The sequence below is a fragment of the Streptomyces sp. NPDC054872 genome, from assembly GCF_053610705.1.
This window is the reverse complement of sequence record NZ_JBSGYY010000010.1, coordinates 199,811-216,008: the sequence shown is the minus strand read 5'-3', so window position 1 is coordinate 216,008 and position 16,198 is coordinate 199,811. Positions and strand designations below refer to the sequence as shown.

The following is a 16,198-nucleotide window of genomic DNA, read 5'->3' as shown; positions in this document are numbered from 1 at the left end:
AGACAAGAGGGGAAGCGGTGAACGGCGTCACATCACCGATTCGTAGGAAGTAACTTGCCTGATTTGGGGTGAACTTCTGCGCTAAGAGGGTTTTGACGGTGCGTAGTCTGTGCGCCATGCAGACCGCCGGGAACCAAGTGACGCGTGAGGGCGTCGTTGACCCTGGTGTAGTGCGGATGAGTGCCGGCAGCGGCGCATCCGTACTTCGGGGGGACCGGAAACCAGCCGCCGTTTCCAGGCGCGGATACCTGCGCCTGCCCGAGGAGTAATCGTTCGATGAGCGAGCACCGTCGCAAACCGCCGCAGCCGCAGGGCGGCGGACGCGCCGCGGCCAGACGCGGCGTCCCAGGGGCGTCGTCGGGTCGCCGCGCGGCACCGCGTGGCGCCACTGGATCGCCCACTTCCTCAACCGGCTCGCACGGAGCAGGGGCCCCTGACGACGGGGACCGCTCCTACGGCGGCCGCGCCGAGGCCCGCCGTGCCGCGCAGCGCAGTGGTGCTGTCGGTGCGGGTGGAGGCCGCCGCAGAGCGGCCGACGGAGCCGGCTCCGGGCGCGGAGGCGCCGGAGGGGGCGGTCGGCGTGGTGGCGGCGGCCCGAACGGGCCCGGCCGAGGGCGAGGCCGTGGTGGGCACGAGCCCGGCAAGAAGCGGTTGATCAACTACCCGCGTGCGGACAAGGACGGCTTGCGCCGCTGGGTCCCGTCCTGGCGTCTTGTCACCGGCCTGTTCGTCGGATTCCTCGGTGGCCTGATGGCGGTCACCGGGATCGCGTACGCCCTGGTGGAGGTGCCGAAGGTCGACGAAGCGGCCAAGGCGCAGAACAACGTCTACTACTGGGCCAACGGCAAGCAGATGGTCGCGACCGGTGGTGAGACGAACCGCCAGATCATCGACTACGACAAGATCCCCGAGGCGATGCGCACCGCCGTCATCTCGGCCGAGAACAAGACGTTCGAGGACGACAAGGGTGTCGACCCCATGGGCATCGCGCGGGCCGTGGTCAACATGGCCAAGGGCGGTGAGACCCAGGGCGGCTCGACCATCACTCAGCAGTACGTGAAGAACGCGCGCCTGGGCGACCAGTCGCAGACGTTCACGCGTAAGTTCAAAGAGCTCTTCATCTCCATAAAGGTGGGCCGGACGGAGTCCAAAGAGAACATCATGGCGGGGTATCTCAACACCGCCTACTACGGTCGTGGGGCCTACGGCATCCAGGCAGCTGCCCGCGCCTACTTCGACGAGGACGCCGCCAACCTGAACCCCAGCGAGTGCGCGTTCCTGGCGACTGTCCTGAAGGGCGCCACGTACTACGACCCGGCCGGCTCTCCTGAGGTGGACCCCGCGGCCTCGGCGCAAGCCAACCGCGCTCGTGCCACGAAGCGGTGGAGCTGGATTCTTGACGAAGAGGTCAAGGACGGTCATCTGACCGCCGAGGTCCGAAACAAGTACAAGGACTTCCCGGAGCTGCAGAACCCGCGCTCCAACGGCAAGCTGGGCGGACAGGTCGGCTATCTGGTCGACCTGGCCAAGGCCTACGTGATCAACAACAGCAACGGTCAGATCACGGCCAACGATCTTCAGCAGGGCGGCTACGAGATCCACACGACCTTCTCCAAGTCGAAGGTCGACAAGCTCGAGAAGGCCGTGGAGAAGGTCCGCAAGGCGAAGATCAAGCCCAAGCAGCGGCCGGACAAGGACACTCACGTCCAGTTCGGTGGCGCGTCCGTGAATCCCAAGAGCGGGGCGATCGAAGCCATCTACGGCGGTGAAGACGCGACCAAGCACTTCACCAACAACGCGGACCAGACCGGTGCGCAGGTCGGCTCGACGTTCAAGCCCTTCGTGCTGGCGGCGGCCTTCAAGGATGGAACGCGCGACAAGGACGGGTTGCCGGACCAGGGCGAGGACCAGCGCACCATCGTCAACCCCAAGAGCCTGTACAGCGGCAAGAACAAACTCAAGATCCAGAACTACGACGGCAGCATCTGGAAGGACAAGGAAGGCAAGGAGTGGCTGCAGACCAACGACGGTGACGCGTCGTACAACGCACCCACCTACCAGATCGACCTCCGTGAGGCGATGCGGGAGTCGGTCAACTCGGCCTATGTGCAGCTGGGCATGGATGTCGGCCTGGACAAGGTGAAGGAAGCGGCCATCGCCTCCGGCATCAAGGAGAACAGCCTGGCCAGCGCCAACTATCCGTCCTTCTCGCTCGGCACGTCCTCCCCGAGCGCGATCCGCATGGCCGGTGCCTATTCCACCTTCGCGGCCAGCGGCAAGCAGAACGAGCCGTACTCGGTGAAGGAAGTCGAGTACAAGGGCAACACCGTCTACCAGCATGACGCGGAGCCCAAGCGTGCCTTCGACGAGGAGGTGGCCGACAACGTCACCGACGTGCTCAGGACCGTCGTCGAGAAGGGCACGGGTACCTCGGCCCAGCTGAGCGGCCGCCAGGTGGCGGGCAAGACCGGTACGACCGACGGCAACAAGTCCGCCTGGTTCGTCGGATACACCCCGCAGCTTTCGACCGCGATCAGCATGTACCGCCTCGACGACAACGAGGGGAACAAGAAGCGCGAGTTCCTGGAGATGTTCGGTACGGGTGGCGAGGAGAAGATTCACGGTGCCTCGTTCCCCGCGCAGATCTGGAAGAGCTACATGGAGCAGGCTCTGAAGGGCCAGCGCGTGATCAACTTCCCGGTCCCGCGGCCGATCGGTTCGGTCGTCGGTGAGACCCCGCCCCCGGCCCCGAGTCCGACCCCCTCGAAGACCGAGGAGCCGGAGGAGACCCCCTCGCCGACTCCCTCGGACACCGGGCCGTCCCCGAGTCCCTCGGAGAGCCCCGACCCCGATGAGTCCTGTGCCGACTGGGACTGGCAGTGCAACAACAACGGCGGCCAGGCTGACGGTGGCGCCACTGATGGCGGTACCGGTGGGGAATCGCCACCCGTTACGGAGGAACCGACGGGGGGCGGAAACAACAACGGGAACGGCAACGGAGGCGGCCTATTCGGCGGCACAACGGGCTGACCGAACTCCCCATGAGTGTGTTTCACGTGAAACGCACTGTTTCACGTGAAACATGCGCCATCGAGCGCTGACGAGGGCCGCCACACCGCACCGGTGTGGCGGCCCTCTCCGTGTTCTCAGGTGCATACGGCAGGATGTGCGGCATGCCCAGTGCAGAGACGACGCGCACGAGCGTGCACAAGACCACTAGTGCACAACAGTCGGAGCCCGTACGGCCGACCCGGGAGGATGAGGTCGCCGCGGCCGGCAGTGAGCTGATCGGCGGAGCCATCGGCCGCAGAGTGCTGTACGCGGCGACATGGTGGACTCCCGTACGCGTCATCGCGCTCGTGGCCATCGGGATGTTCGCGCTCGGCATGGTGCAGAAGATGCCCTGCTACGACGGCGCCTGGTTCCAGGGTGCGAGTTCGCAGTACACGCACGCCTGCTATTCCGACATCCCGCACCTCTACCAAGGGCGCGGATTCGCCGACGGGCTGGTCCCCTACTTCGACAAGCTGCCCGGCGACATGGAGTACCTCGAGTACCCGGTGCTGACCGGTGTGTTCATGGAGGTGGCCTCCTGGCTGACCCCGGGCAGCGGCAGCATCCAGCACCAGGAGAAGTTCTACTGGATGGTCAACGCCGGGATGCTGATGGCCTGTACGGCGGTCATCGCCGTCTGTGTCGCCCGCACCCACAGGCGCCGCCCCTGGGACGGCCTGATGGTCGCCCTGGCGCCCGCTTTCGTGCTGACGGCCACCATCAACTGGGACCTGTTCGCCGTCGCACTCACGGCCGCCGCGATGCTGATGTGGGCACGTGGCGGGACGCTCTCCGCGGGCGTCCTGCTGGGCCTGGCGACCGCCGCGAAGCTCTACCCGGCGCTGCTCCTGGGGCCGCTGCTCATCCTGTGCTGGCGAGCGGGGCGCTGGCGGGCCTTCTGGATGACGGCCGGGGCCGCAGTCGGTGCCTGGCTCGTGGTGAACCTGCCCGTGATGATCACGCACGACGCGACGGGCTTCCACATCCGCGAGGGCTGGGCGAAGTTCTACACCTTCAGCCAGGAGCGAGGTGTCGACTTCGGATCGTTCTGGCTGATCCTCTCGCAGCGCATGGACGACCCGCTGTCCACGGACACGGTCAACACCCTGGCGACGGGGCTGATGCTCCTGGCCTGCCTCGGTGTCGGCGCGCTGGGCCTGACCGCGCCGCGCCGGCCGCGCTTCGCGCAGCTCGCCTTCCTGGTCGTCGCCGCGTTCATCCTCACCAACAAGGTCTACTCGCCCCAGTACGTGTTGTGGCTGATCCCCCTCGCAGCGCTTGCCCGACCGCGGTGGCGAGACTTCTTGATCTGGCAGGCGTGCGAGGTCGCGTACTTCCTGGGGATCTGGCTGTACCTCGCGTACACCACCAGTGGAGACGCCCATAAAGGCCTTCCGACCGAGGGCTATCAACTCGCCATCGTGGTGCACCTGCTGGGGACGCTGTACCTGTGTGCCGTGGTCGTGCGCGACATCCTGATGCCGGAGAGGGACCCGGTGCGGAGGTCGGGCGACGACGACCCCTCGGGGGGCGTCCTGGACGGTGCACCGGACGTCTTCGTCCTCGGTCAGGCGGCCCATCCGCCGCGGCATGCGGTGCACGTCACGGAGGGGCCTCAGGTGCGGTGGGGGTCGGCTCCGACCGACGTTTCACCCTGAGCGAACACGCCGCCAAATGGCAAAAACGAACTGAAGGGCCGGGAGCGACAAGTGTCGCTCCCGGCCCTTCAGTCTGTGGTCGGTCCTGCTGTCGTCAGCGGTCGACGATGCGGTCGAACTGCGTGGTGGTGTGCCGCAGATGGGCCACCAGCTCCTCGCCCACCTTCGGCTCGGGCGCGTCCGAGGGCACGAAGAGGATGGAGACCTGCATGTGCGGCGGCTCCGCGAACCAGCGCTGCTTGCCGCCCCAGACGAACGGCGAGAGGTTGCGGTTGACGGTCGCGAGGCCCGCACGGGCCACGCCCTTCGCCCGCGGCACCATGCCGTGCAGCGCCTTCGGCGCCTCCAGGCCGACGCCGTGCGAGGTGCCGCCCGCGACGACCACCAGCCAGCCGTCGGACGCGACCTTCTGCTGGCGGTAGCCGAAGCGGTCGCCCTTGGTCACCTGCGTGACGTCCAGGACGGCGCCGCGGTACTGGGTGGCCTCGTGGTCACCCAGCCAGAGATGCGTGCCGATGCGGGCGCGGAAGCGCGTCTGCGGGAACTGCTGCTGCAGGCGGGCGAGTTCGTTGGCCTTCAGGTGGCTGACGAACATCGTGTGCAACGGAAGACGGGCGGCACGCAGCCGGTCCATCCAGCCGATGACCTCCTCGACGGCGTCCGAGCCGTCGGTGCGGTCCAGCGGCAGGTGGATCGCGAAGCCCTCGAGCCGTACGTCCTCGATGGCCGCGTGCAGCTGTGAGAGCTCCTGCTCGCTCACGCCGTGCCGCTTCATCGAGGACATGACCTCGATGACGACGCGGGCGCCCACGAGGCCGTGTACGCCGTCCAGGGACGACACGGAGCGGATGACGCGGTCGGGCAGTGGCACGGGCTCCTCGCCCCGCCGGAACGGGGTCAGGACCAGCAGATCGCCGCTGAACCAGTCCTTGATCCGGGCGGCTTCGTACGTGGTGCCGACGGCGAGGACGTCGGAGCCGAAGCGGGTCGCTTCTTCCGCGAGGCGCTCATGACCGAAGCCGTAGCCGTTGCCCTTGCAGACCGGGACGATTCCCGGAAACTGCTCCAGCACGTGCTTGTGGTGTGCCCGCCAGCGCGCGGTGTCGACATAGAGCGTGAGCGCCATGGCCGGATCCCGGAACCTTTCTCGTGGCTGCGGTGTATCAGAGGTATGAAGACTATTCGGGGTTGCGCGAATTGTGCCGGGGCGTGCGGTCAGCGGCGCGACATGTAGATGTCGAGCGCCTTGTGGAGCAGCTTGTTGAGCGGGAAGTCCCACTCGCCGATGTACTCGACAGCCTCTCCACCCGTGCCCACCTTGAACTGGATCAGTCCGAAGAGGTGGTCCGTCTCGTCCAGGGAGTCGGAGATGCCCCGCAAGTCATAGACGGTGGCGCCGAGCGCGTAAGCGTCCCGGAGCATCCGCCACTGCATCGCGTTCGAGGGCCTGACCTCACGGCCGATGTTGTCCGATGCGCCGTAGGAGTACCAGACGTGCCCGCCGACGACGAGCATCGTCGCCGCGGAGAGGTTCACGCCGTTGTGCCGGGCGAAGTACAGCCGCATGCGGTTGGGGTCCTCGGAGTTGAGGGCCCGCCACATCTGCTGGAAGTAACCCAGCGGCCGCGGACGGAACTTGTCGCGGATCGCGGTGATCTCGTAAAGGCGCTGCCATTCGGCGAGGTCCTCGTAACCGCCCTGGACGACCTCGACGCCGGCCTTCTCGGCCTTCTTGATGTTGCGTCGCCACAGCTGGTTGAAGCCCTTGAGGACCTCGTCCAAGGAGCGGTTGGCCAGCGGCACCTGGAAGACATAACGCGGCTGTACGTCACCGAAGCCGGCACCGCCGTCCTCGCCCTGCTGCCAGCCCATCTTCCGCAGCCGGTCGGAGACCTCGAAGGCACGCGGCTCGATGTGCGAGGCCTCGACGTCACGCAGGCGCTTCACGTCCGGGTTCTGGATGCCCGACTTGATCGCGGGAGCGTCCCAGCGCCGGATGACGACCGGCGGGCCCATCTTCACGGAGAAGGCACCCTGCCGCTTCAGATGCGCGAGCATCGGCTGCAGCCAGTCGTCCAGGTTCGGCGCGTACCAGTTGATGACCGGGCCCTCGGGAAGGTACGCGAGGTAACGCTTCACCTTGGGCAGCTGTCGGTAGAGCACCAGGCCCGCACCGACGAGTTCGCCGGTCCGGTCGTCGAACCAGCCCAGGTTCTCCGAACGCCATTCACTCTTCACATCCGCCCATGCCGGGACCTGGCAATGACTTGCCGACGGCAGGCTCTGGATATACGCCAGATGCTGCTCGCGACTGATGGTCCTCAGGGTCAGACTCATTCGGGGCGCTCCTCGGGCTGGTGTGTCCCCATGGGTACAGGGGCTCCGGCTCTCGCGCCGAAGCCTACTGTGCCCCGAGAGCGCCCCGTCTGGGCGTACGGAACCTGGGCCCCCCGCTCAGGTGCGGCGGGGGCCTGCGGGGGTGGCTACCAGAGTCCGCCGAAGAGTCCGCCGTGGGCCATACCCAGGAAGAATCCGACCGCCGAGGCTCCGAGGCCGAGGATCAGGCCGAAGCGCTCGCGGGTCGTCTCGGAGATGAACTGTCCCCACGCACCCGTGGCGATCCCCACCAGACCGGCCCATGAGCTGAGCAGGTGGAGGTTGTGGAACATCGCCGACACGAAGGCGATGGCACCCAGGACCAGGGTCACGCCGAGCAGCGTGTCCTGCATGGGATGGGCCTTGCCGTCCGTGGCGAAGAGAGATCCGGCGGTGTTCGGTCGCATTGCCTGTGCCATGAGGCACCTCCTGCGGAAGGCGGCGCATCGTAGCGCCATACACACCCGATGTGTACAGATTCTGCCCGTCCGCGGCCGGATTTCAACCGGAAGCCTAGGTGCAGGTAGTCTGTACCGTCTGCACCGGTGTCTGCCCAGGCCATGGCAGGGACTCCCGATCGGCCTAATGATCGGGGAGCCCGATTGTCAGTGGCTGCCGATACCGTTGCGTACGCATCACGACCCTCCTGCCACGGAACGACCGTGGCCGCTGAGTCCAAAGGAGGTGGGTTCCACATGCGTCACTACGAAGTGATGGTCATCCTCGACCCCGATCTCGAGGAGCGCGCTGTCTCCCCGTTGATCGAGAACTTCCTCTCCGTCGTCCGTGAGGGCAACGGAAAGGTCGAAAAGGTCGACACCTGGGGCCGTCGTCGTCTCTCGTACGAGATCAAGAAGAAGCCCGAGGGCATCTACTCGGTCATCGACCTGCAGGCCGAGCCTGCGGTCGTCAAGGAGCTCGACCGCCAGATGAACCTGAACGAGTCGGTCCTCCGGACCAAGGTCCTCCGTCCCGAGACCCACTGAGCTTCCTAGCTCAGCGGTATTCGGGATCCGAGTAGCAGCAGCAAAAGCAGCCAGCAGCAAACCCGCCGAGAGGTTCCCCCATGGCAGGCGAGACCGTCATCACGGTCGTCGGCAATCTTGTCGACGACCCCGAGCTGCGCTTCACCCCGTCCGGTGCGGCGGTCGCGAAGTTCCGTGTCGCGTCCACTCCCCGCACCTTCGACCGTCAGACCAATGAGTGGAAGGACGGCGAAAGCCTCTTCCTCACCTGCTCGGTCTGGCGTCAGGCGGCGGAGAACGTCGCGGAGTCGCTCCAGCGAGGCATGCGCGTCGTCGTGCAGGGCCGGCTGAAGCAGCGGTCCTATGAGGACCGTGAGGGCGTCAAGCGCACGGTCTACGAGCTGGACGTCGAGGAAGTGGGCGCCAGCTTGAAGAACGCCACGGCCAAGGTCACCAAGACCACCGGTCGAGGTGGCCAGGGCGGTTACGGCGGCGGTGGCGGCGGCCAGCAGCAGGGCGGCGGCAACTGGGGCGGCGGCCCCGGTGGCGGCGGTCAGCAGCAGGGCGGCGGCGGTGCTCCCGCCGACGACCCCTGGGCGACCGGTGCGCCGGCCGGCGGCGGTCAGCAGGGCGGCGGCGGTGGCTGGGGCGGAAGCTCCGGCGGCTCCGGCGGCTCTGGCGGCGGCTACTCGGACGAGCCCCCCTTCTAGGCCTCAGGGCCAAGGGTGGGCCGTTCCCACACTTCTTGATCACACAGGAGAAACACCATGGCGAAGCCGCCTGTGCGCAAGCCTAAGAAGAAGGTCTGCGCATTCTGCAAGGACAAGGTCACGTACGTGGACTACAAGGACACGAACATGCTGCGGAAGTTCATTTCCGACCGCGGCAAGATCCGTGCCCGCCGCGTGACCGGCAACTGCACGCAGCACCAGCGTGACGTCGCCACGGCCGTGAAGAACAGCCGTGAGATGGCGCTGCTGCCCTACACGTCCACCGCGCGATAAGGGAAGGGTGACCGACTAATGAAGATCATCCTCACCCACGAGGTCTCCGGCCTCGGTGCCGCCGGCGAGGTCGTAGACGTCAAGGACGGCTACGCCCGCAACTACCTGATCCCGCGGAACTTTGCGATCCGCTGGACCAAGGGTGGCGAAAAGGACGTCGAGCAGATCCGTCGTGCTCGCAAGATCCACGAGATCGCGACCATCGAGCAGGCCAACGAGGTCAAGGCCAAGCTCGAGGGCGTCAAGGTCCGTCTGGCCGTCCGCTCCGGCGACGCCGGTCGTCTCTTCGGTTCCGTCACCCCGGCTGACGTCGCTTCGGCGATCGAGGCTGCCGGTGGCCCGAAGATCGACAAGCGTCGTGTCGAGCTGGGCTCGCCGATCAAGACGCTGGGCGCCCACGCGACGTCCGTGCGTCTGCACCCCGAGGTTGCCGCTCAGGTCAACATCGAGGTCGTCTCCGCCTAAGCACTTCGCTTGGCAGGGCTGAAGCAAGCGTTGGGCCGCACCCTCAGGGTGCGGCCCAACGTGTTTCACGGACGTGCTGTTTCACGGACGTGCTGTTTCACGGACGTGTTGTTTCACGTGAAACAGCGGGGCGGGAGTCAGAGCGTCCAGTGACCCGCAGGGCCGGTTAGCGGGTGGCGCCGGTGACGATCCAGTGGCCGGAGCGCGTACGCAGCCAGAGAGTCACCATGCGGACCGCCATCATCAGGGTCATCGCTCCCCAGATGGCGGTCAGTCCGCCCCCGAGGGTGGGCACGAGGAGTGCCACCGGGGCGAAGACCGCCAGCGTGGCCAGCATCGCCCAGGCCAGATACGGGCCGTCTCCCGCACCCATCAGGACGCCGTCGAGGACGTAGACGATGCCGCAGATCGGCTGGGAGATGGCCACCACCACCAGTGCGGGCAGAGCAGCGTCCTGAACGACGGAGTCACTGGTGAAGAGCGGGATGAACAGTGGCCGGGCGAGGACGACCAGCACACCGAGGGCAACGCCCGAGGCGATGCCCCACTGCACCATGCGACGGCAGACGTCGCGCGCCCCCTGTGCATCGTTCGCGCCGAGGTAGCGTCCGATGATCGCCTGGCCTGCGATGGCGATGGCGTCGAGCGCGAAGGCCAGCAGGCTCCACAGAGACAGGATGATCTGGTGGGCGGCCACGTCGGCGTCGCCGAGGCGGGCCGCCACCGCGGTCGCGATCATGAGGATCGCCCGCAGTGAGAGCGTACGGACAAGAAGCGGGGCGCCCGCTTGGGCGCAGGCCCTGATGCCGGCGGCGTCGGGACGCAGGGAGGCGCCGTGGCGTCTGGCCCCGCGGACGACGACGAAGAGATACACGGCGGCCATCGCGCACTGGGCGATGACGGTGCCCCAGGCGGAGCCGGCGATGCCCAGGCCGGCGCCGTAGACAAGGGCCACGTTGAGGACGCCGTTGGCGACGAAGCCGCCGATCGCGACGTACAGCGGGGTCTTGGTGTCCTGGAGCCCGCGCAGGACACCGGTGGAGGCCAGCACGACGAGCATGGCGGGGATGCCGAGCGAGGAGATGCGGAGATATGTGATCGCGTAGGGCGCCGCGGTGTCCGATGCGCCGAAGAGCTCCACGAGCGCGGGTGCGGTGGGCAGAACGACGGCGATGACGGCGGCGCCGAGCAGGAGGGCGAGCCAGATGCCGTCCATGCCCTGGCGGATGGCGGCCTGGAGATCTCCGGCGCCCACCCGGCGGGCGACGGCGGCCGTGGTCGCATAGGCGAGGAAGACGAAGACGCTCACAGCGGTGGTGAGGAGCGCCGAGGCGACGCCGAGTCCGGCCAGTTGGGCGGTGCCGAGGTGGCCCACGATGGCACTGTCGGCCATCACGAAGAGAGGCTCGGCGACGAGCGCGCCGAAGGCGGGAACGGCGAGGGCGATGATCTCTCGGTCATGCTGTCGCCGAGCGGCCTTGGGCGCCGCGGGAGCCTGTGTCATGAGCACCAATCTAATCTTCCACAGGTAAGAGATGCAATGCTCCTAAGACCCTTACTTGGTCTCGAGTCGGACACTCTTCGGAGCGCTGTTCCACAGGATCTTGGTCCGACTGGGGAAGTTTTTCTTCTGCACAGCCGGTGGATGGGAAAGTTGCAGGTCAGAGCGTGTTTGGAAAGAACGCTGAGTGCTTGTTCACAGGGCTGTCCACCGAGCCGTGCACAGGTTTGGCGGGGTTCTCCACAGCAACGCGCCCGTCATCCACACCGCCTGTGGATAACCAGATTGGCTGACGGTGCCCACGGGCCTACCGTGGGGCGGCGCCCCCCTCGTGATCCGGCCTCGGAAAGCCCGTAAAACCGACGCGTCAGAACCGGAGTTGGGCCGCTTATTTGTCAGTGTCGTGCCGTAAGAAAGAAGGGCACGGCGAGGTCCGCTCGGCGGACGTGAGGGAGGTGGCCCGGTGAGTATTTCCGAGCCCTTGGACGACCCCTGGGCCGACAGCGGTCCCAGTGACCGTCTGCCCGCCTCCCGACAGCGTCGCGACGGAGGCAGGAGCCGCGACGAGCAGCACGAGCGCGGCCGCGAAGGCGGTGGCTGGGACGGCGGTGGCACCGCCTTCGAGCGCGTACCGCCGCAGGATCTCGACGCCGAGCAGTCGGTGCTCGGCGGCATGCTGCTCTCCAAGGACGCCATCGCCGATGTCGTCGAGGTGCTCAAGGGCCACGACTTCTACCGGCCCGCGCACGAGACGATCTACACGGCGATCCTCGACCTGTACGCCAAGGGGGAGCCTGCCGACCCGATCACCGCGGCGGCCGAGCTCACCAAGCGCGGTGAGATCACGAAGGTCGGCGGGGCCTCGTACCTGCACACGCTGGTACAGACGGTGCCGACCGCGGCGAACGCCGAGTACTACGCCGAGATCGTCCACGAGCGAGCGGTCCTGCGACGCCTCGTCGAGGCGGGCACGCGCATCACACAGATGGGATACGCGGCCGACGGCGACGTCGACGAGATCGTCAACAGCGCCCAGGCCGAGATCTACGCGGTCACCGAGCAGCGCACCAGCGAGGACTATCTGCCGCTCGGCGACATCATGGAGGGCGCACTCGACGAGATCGAGGCGATCGGTTCGCGCAGCGGCGAGATGACCGGTGTGCCGACCGGCTTCACGGACTTCGACTCGCTGACGAACGGTCTGCACCCTGGCCAGATGATCGTCATCGCGGCCCGCCCCGCCATGGGTAAGTCCACGCTGGCCCTCGACTTCGCGCGCGCCGCGTCCATCAAACACAACCTGCCCAGCGTCATCTTCTCCCTGGAAATGGGGCGCAACGAGATCGCGATGCGCCTGCTGTCCGCGGAAGCCCGGGTGGCGTTGCACCACATGCGCTCCGGCACGATGACGGACGAGGACTGGACGCGGCTCGCGCGCCGGATGCCCGAGGTCTCGGCGGCCCCGCTCTACATCGACGATTCCCCGAACCTGTCGATGATGGAGATCCGCGCGAAGTGCCGCCGCCTCAAGCAGCGCGCCGACATCAAGATGGTGATCATCGACTATCTGCAGCTGATGCAGTCCGGTGGTTCCAAGCGGGCCGAGAGCCGCCAGCAGGAGGTCTCGGACATGTCGCGAAACCTGAAGCTCCTTGCCAAGGAGCTAGAGGTCCCGGTCATCGCGCTCTCGCAGCTGAACCGTGGCCCCGAGCAGCGCACGGACAAGAAGCCCCAGGTCTCCGACCTGCGTGAATCCGGCTCCATCGAGCAGGACGCGGACATGGTGATCCTGCTGCACCGCGAGGACGCGTACGAGAAGGAGTCCCCGCGCGCGGGCGAGGCGGACATCATCGTGGGCAAGCACCGTAACGGCCCGACGGCGACGATCACCGTGGCCTTCCAGGGTCACTACTCGCGCTTCGTGGACATGGCGCAGACGTAGCCGGTTCCGCTTCCCGGGGGCAGGGCGCCCGTCACCGAGGCGGTGGGCCCGCGTAGCGGTCGGCGATCGTGGCGGCACGGTCGCGCAGGGCGATGCGCAAGGACTTCGGGGACAAGGCTTCCGCGTCCGTGCCGAGTTGCCACAGAGCCCACTCGGCATGACGTGAATCTTGAAACGTCACCTCCAGCCGCAGCCAGCCGCCTGCCTCGGGCTCTTCGGCGCGGACCGCCAGCGCGTTCGTCATCAGGTCCTCGCGCCGCTCCGGACTCACCCGTACCAACACGGTGATGTGGCCGTCGGACAGAAACCGCGCACAGCGTTCCCGCCAAGCCTGTTCCAGATCGACCCGGCTCGGTCGCTGTGCTGGTTCGGGGAGTTCCTCGGCGGCCAGCATGCGCGAGAGCCGGTAGGTGCGGTCCGCGCCGGATCTCCTGGCCAGCAGGTACCCGCGGTCGCGCACCGTGACCAGGCCGATCGGGTCCACCGTGCGCCACTGAGGCGGCTGGTCGGTGGCCGCGTAATGGATGCGCAGCCTGTGTCCGGCGAGCACCGCGCGCCGGACCTCGATCATGGTGGCGTCGGGCACCTCCTCAGTGACCGGTCGCCGTGAGAGCAGGTCGGTTTCCGGCTCGACGAGTATGCGCCGGGCCGCGTCGCTCGCGGAGGCCTGATGGCTCTCGGGCAGGGCGTCGACCACCTTGCGCATGGCTGAGGCGAGCGCCGAGCCGAGGCCGAACGTCTGCTCGCCGCGTCCCGATCCGGCGGTCAGCAAGGCGAGGGCCTCGTCGTGATTGAGGCCGGTGAGCTCGGTCCGGAAACCGGGCAGCAGAGCGAAGCCGCCGTGTCGTCCGCGTTCGGCGTAGACCGGGACGCCGGCCGCGGACAGTGCCTCGATGTCACGCAGCACGGTGCGGGTGGACACCTCGAGCTCGCGGGCCAGCATGTCCGCGGTCAGTCGGCCGCGCTGACGCAGCAACAGCACCAGCGAGACGAGTCGGTCGGCGCGCATACGAGAACCCTTTCAAATACATGACCGAGGATGTCGTGATTTGTTGCGAGGCTCGTGAGCACCGACGTCACCGCTGGCGCTTGCCGCACCGACGGACGTACGTGCTCGTCATGAATCGAATGGAGCTGATGTGGCAATGGAACGAACGGCAGTGAACCCGGTGACGTGGTCGGTGGAGATGGGATTCAACCAGGGTGAGGTCGTCTCTGGGCACACCAGGACCCTGTACTGCTCCGGGCAGACCGCGATGAGCGGTGACGGCAAGCCCCAGCATGACGGTGACATGGCCGCTCAGTTGGCGCTGAGCCTCGACAACCTGGAGGCCGTGCTCGGTGAGGCGGACATGTCCCTCGCGAACCTTGTGCGGCTCAACGTGTACACCACCGACGTCGACCTGTTGTTCCCGCACTACGGCGTGCTGGCATCGCGGTTGGGTGTTGCCGGGGTGGCGCCGACCACCACGATGCTCGGAGTGACGCGGCTGGCGATCCCTGGTCAGCTGGTCGAACTCGAGGGCACCGCCGTCGCGTGAGGTGCCCTCTGCGCTCACCCACGTAATGATTCTGGCGGTATGGCAAAGGGTCTTGGCGGTACGTCAGGGCAGGCGCCGCACGGCATCGTCGAGGCGTCGCCCTCGACGATGCCGGTGGGACAGCGGAATTGGCTCGACGCGCGGCTTCTCCGAAGGTGGACTAGGGCCATGACATCACCGCGTGAAGAGTTGCTGCCCACCACCCGCCGAGCCTTGCTGCACCGCGTCGCCACCGCCCAGGCGGAGGGGAGGGCGCCCTCCCTTGTCGCTTCGGTGCTCAGAGACGGTGAGTTGGTGTGGACCGAGGGCCGCACCTGCGTCGAGGGGCACGCACCGGACCAGAACGTGCAGTACCGCATCGGCTCGATCACCAAGACCTTTACCGCCGCGCTGGTGATGCGGCTGCGCGACGAGGGTGTCATCGACCTCTCCGACCCCCTGGAGAAGCACCTTCCGGGCACGGCCGCGGGCGATGTCACCATTGCGGAGCTTCTCGCGCACACCAGCGGGTTGGCGGCCGAGACCCCGGGCGAATGGTGGGAGCGTACGCCCGCTTCGCAGCGCCCCGAGCTCGGGGACGTGCTGGGCCAGCAGCCCTTCAAGCACCCCACAGGGCGGCGCTTCCACTACTCCAACCCCGGCTACACATTGCTCGGTTCGCTGATCGAAGCACTGCGGGGAGAGCCCTGGGAAGCCGTGCTGCGCCGCGAGATCCTGGAGCCGCTGGGCCTGAACCGTACGAGTGCGCAGCCGCAGACCCCGCACGCGGGTGGCTGGGCCGTCCACCCGTGGGCGGACGTGATGATGCCCGAACCCGCCGAGGACCTGGGCCTCATGGCTCCGGCCGGGCAGCTGTGGTCCACGACGGCAGATCTGGGACGCTTCGCCGCCTTCCTCCTGGAGGGCGACGACCGGGTGCTGTCCGCCGACACGGTGCGGGAGATGCGGGAGCCCGCGTCACCCCTCCCGCCGGGGGACTGGGACGTCACGTACGGCTTGGGCACGCAGCTGATCCGCGGGGACGGACGCACCCTGTTCGGGCACGGCGGGTCGTTGCCTGGCTTCATGGCCGGGCTGTGGGCGAGTGCGGAGGACGGCCTGGTGGCGGTCACGCTGACCAACTGCACCTCGGGCCCCGCTGTGACGGCGTTGGCCTTCGACCTGCTGAAGATCGTGGCCGATGCCGAACCTCGAATCCCCGAGGCGTGGCGCCCCCTGCCCGAGCTGGACGAGGGCCTGCTGGAGTTGGCGGGGCCCTGGTACTGGGGGACGAGCACCTTCGTGCTGCGGCCGAAGGGCGACGGTGCGCTTGAGTTGGCGCCCCTTGCGGGCCGGGGCCGCGGATCGGGGTTCCGGCCGGACGGCGACGGGGCCTGGGTCGGGCTCGACGGCTACTTCGCCGGGGAGCAGTTGCGGGCGGTGCGGCGACCCGATGGATCGGTGAGCCATCTTGACCTTGGCTCGTTCTTCTTCACCCGGGAGCCGTACGAGGCAGGGACTCCTGTGCCGGGTGGGGTGGACCCGGCAGGCTGGCGCGGGCTCCCCTTGTAGGGGTCCCTACAGGGTGTGCGAGCCGGTGGGGGGGGGGGGGTGGGGGTGGTAAAAGACCCCCCCACCGGGGGGACCAAGAACACACCCGAAGACAAGGAGATTTTTAGCGCAACATTGTGGGGGGTAGACCACCACCGCCAA

General features: G+C 67.4%; 15 protein-coding genes. 10 read left to right on the top strand and 5 right to left on the bottom strand.

From position 1 onward, the window contains the following. Window positions 1–478 precede the first annotated feature (478 nt). The 3 genes from ACWGIH_RS15135 (at window position 479) to ACWGIH_RS15125 (ending at window position 4,712) form a co-directional block, all read left to right on the top strand. A complete protein-coding gene (locus tag ACWGIH_RS15135) occupies window positions 479–655 on the top strand; it encodes a hypothetical protein (RefSeq protein WP_453451490.1) in 177 nt (58 codons plus the stop codon). Beyond that, the gene (locus ACWGIH_RS15130) at window positions 652–3,030 is read left to right on the top strand and encodes a transglycosylase domain-containing protein (protein ID WP_453451489.1); all 2,379 of its coding nucleotides are present in this window, start codon (window positions 652–654) and stop codon (window positions 3,028–3,030) included. Before ACWGIH_RS15135 ends, ACWGIH_RS15130 begins: the two co-directional genes overlap by 4 nt. Window positions 3,031–3,164: 134 nt before the next feature. Further along, the gene (locus ACWGIH_RS15125; protein ID WP_453451514.1) at window positions 3,165–4,712 is read left to right on the top strand and encodes a glycosyltransferase family 87 protein; all 1,548 of its coding nucleotides are present in this window, start codon (window positions 3,165–3,167) and stop codon (window positions 4,710–4,712) included. A gap of 94 nt (window positions 4,713–4,806) precedes the next feature. Here the strand turns inward: ACWGIH_RS15125 and ACWGIH_RS15120 are convergent, their stop codons facing one another. From ACWGIH_RS15120 to ACWGIH_RS15110, 3 genes are all read right to left on the bottom strand, one after another. After that, window positions 4,807–5,838, bottom strand: a complete 1,032-nt coding sequence (locus ACWGIH_RS15120) for an alanine racemase (RefSeq protein ID WP_363210315.1) — start codon at window positions 5,836–5,838, stop codon at window positions 4,807–4,809. Between the two features lie 89 nt (window positions 5,839–5,927). Then, complete coding sequence (locus ACWGIH_RS15115) at window positions 5,928–7,049, bottom strand: lipid II:glycine glycyltransferase FemX (RefSeq protein ID WP_361828908.1); 1,122 nt, start codon at window positions 7,047–7,049, stop codon at window positions 5,928–5,930. A 146-nt stretch (window positions 7,050–7,195) separates the two neighbouring features. Then, window positions 7,196–7,507: a hypothetical protein gene (locus tag ACWGIH_RS15110; protein ID WP_453451488.1), complete on the bottom strand. Its 312-nt coding sequence runs from the start codon at window positions 7,505–7,507 to the stop codon at window positions 7,196–7,198. Between the two features lie 276 nt (window positions 7,508–7,783). On the opposite strand from ACWGIH_RS15110, the gene rpsF reads away from it, so the two are divergent. From rpsF to rplI, 4 genes are all read left to right on the top strand, one after another. Then, on the top strand, window positions 7,784–8,074 hold the full coding sequence (gene rpsF, locus ACWGIH_RS15105; RefSeq protein ID WP_006604399.1) for a 30S ribosomal protein S6: 291 nt from the start codon (window positions 7,784–7,786) through the stop codon (window positions 8,072–8,074). Window positions 8,075–8,154: 80 nt separating this feature from the next. Next, a complete protein-coding gene (locus ACWGIH_RS15100; RefSeq protein WP_453451487.1) occupies window positions 8,155–8,763 on the top strand; it encodes a single-stranded DNA-binding protein in 609 nt (202 codons plus the stop codon). Window positions 8,764–8,820: 57 nt separating this feature from the next. After that, window positions 8,821–9,057: a 30S ribosomal protein S18 gene (gene rpsR / locus ACWGIH_RS15095; RefSeq protein ID WP_003949403.1), complete on the top strand. Its 237-nt coding sequence runs from the start codon at window positions 8,821–8,823 to the stop codon at window positions 9,055–9,057. A gap of 18 nt (window positions 9,058–9,075) precedes the next feature. Next, complete coding sequence (gene rplI / locus ACWGIH_RS15090; RefSeq protein WP_190082966.1) at window positions 9,076–9,522, top strand: 50S ribosomal protein L9; 447 nt, start codon at window positions 9,076–9,078, stop codon at window positions 9,520–9,522. Window positions 9,523–9,688: 166 nt separating this feature from the next. Here rplI and ACWGIH_RS15085 read toward each other — a convergent pair whose 3' ends face one another. Then, window positions 9,689–11,026 (bottom strand): MATE family efflux transporter, encoded by a 1,338-nt coding sequence (locus tag ACWGIH_RS15085; protein WP_453451486.1) that lies wholly within the window; start codon window positions 11,024–11,026, stop codon window positions 9,689–9,691. Between the two features lie 460 nt (window positions 11,027–11,486). On the opposite strand from ACWGIH_RS15085, the gene dnaB reads away from it, so the two are divergent. Further along, window positions 11,487–12,965 (top strand): replicative DNA helicase, encoded by a 1,479-nt coding sequence (dnaB, locus tag ACWGIH_RS15080; RefSeq protein WP_451215015.1) that lies wholly within the window; start codon window positions 11,487–11,489, stop codon window positions 12,963–12,965. Window positions 12,966–12,996: 31 nt separating this feature from the next. On the opposite strand, the gene ACWGIH_RS15075 is transcribed toward dnaB, so the two are convergent. Next, window positions 12,997–13,974: a helix-turn-helix transcriptional regulator gene (locus tag ACWGIH_RS15075; RefSeq protein ID WP_453451485.1), complete on the bottom strand. Its 978-nt coding sequence runs from the start codon at window positions 13,972–13,974 to the stop codon at window positions 12,997–12,999. A gap of 136 nt (window positions 13,975–14,110) precedes the next feature. Here ACWGIH_RS15075 and ACWGIH_RS15070 point away from each other — a divergent pair, with 136 nt between their 5' ends. Then, window positions 14,111–14,506 (top strand): RidA family protein, encoded by a 396-nt coding sequence (locus ACWGIH_RS15070; protein ID WP_453451484.1) that lies wholly within the window; start codon window positions 14,111–14,113, stop codon window positions 14,504–14,506. A 168-nt stretch (window positions 14,507–14,674) separates the two neighbouring features. Next, a complete protein-coding gene (locus tag ACWGIH_RS15065; RefSeq protein WP_453451482.1) occupies window positions 14,675–16,057 on the top strand; it encodes a serine hydrolase domain-containing protein in 1,383 nt (460 codons plus the stop codon). Window positions 16,058–16,198: the final 141 nt, after the last annotated feature.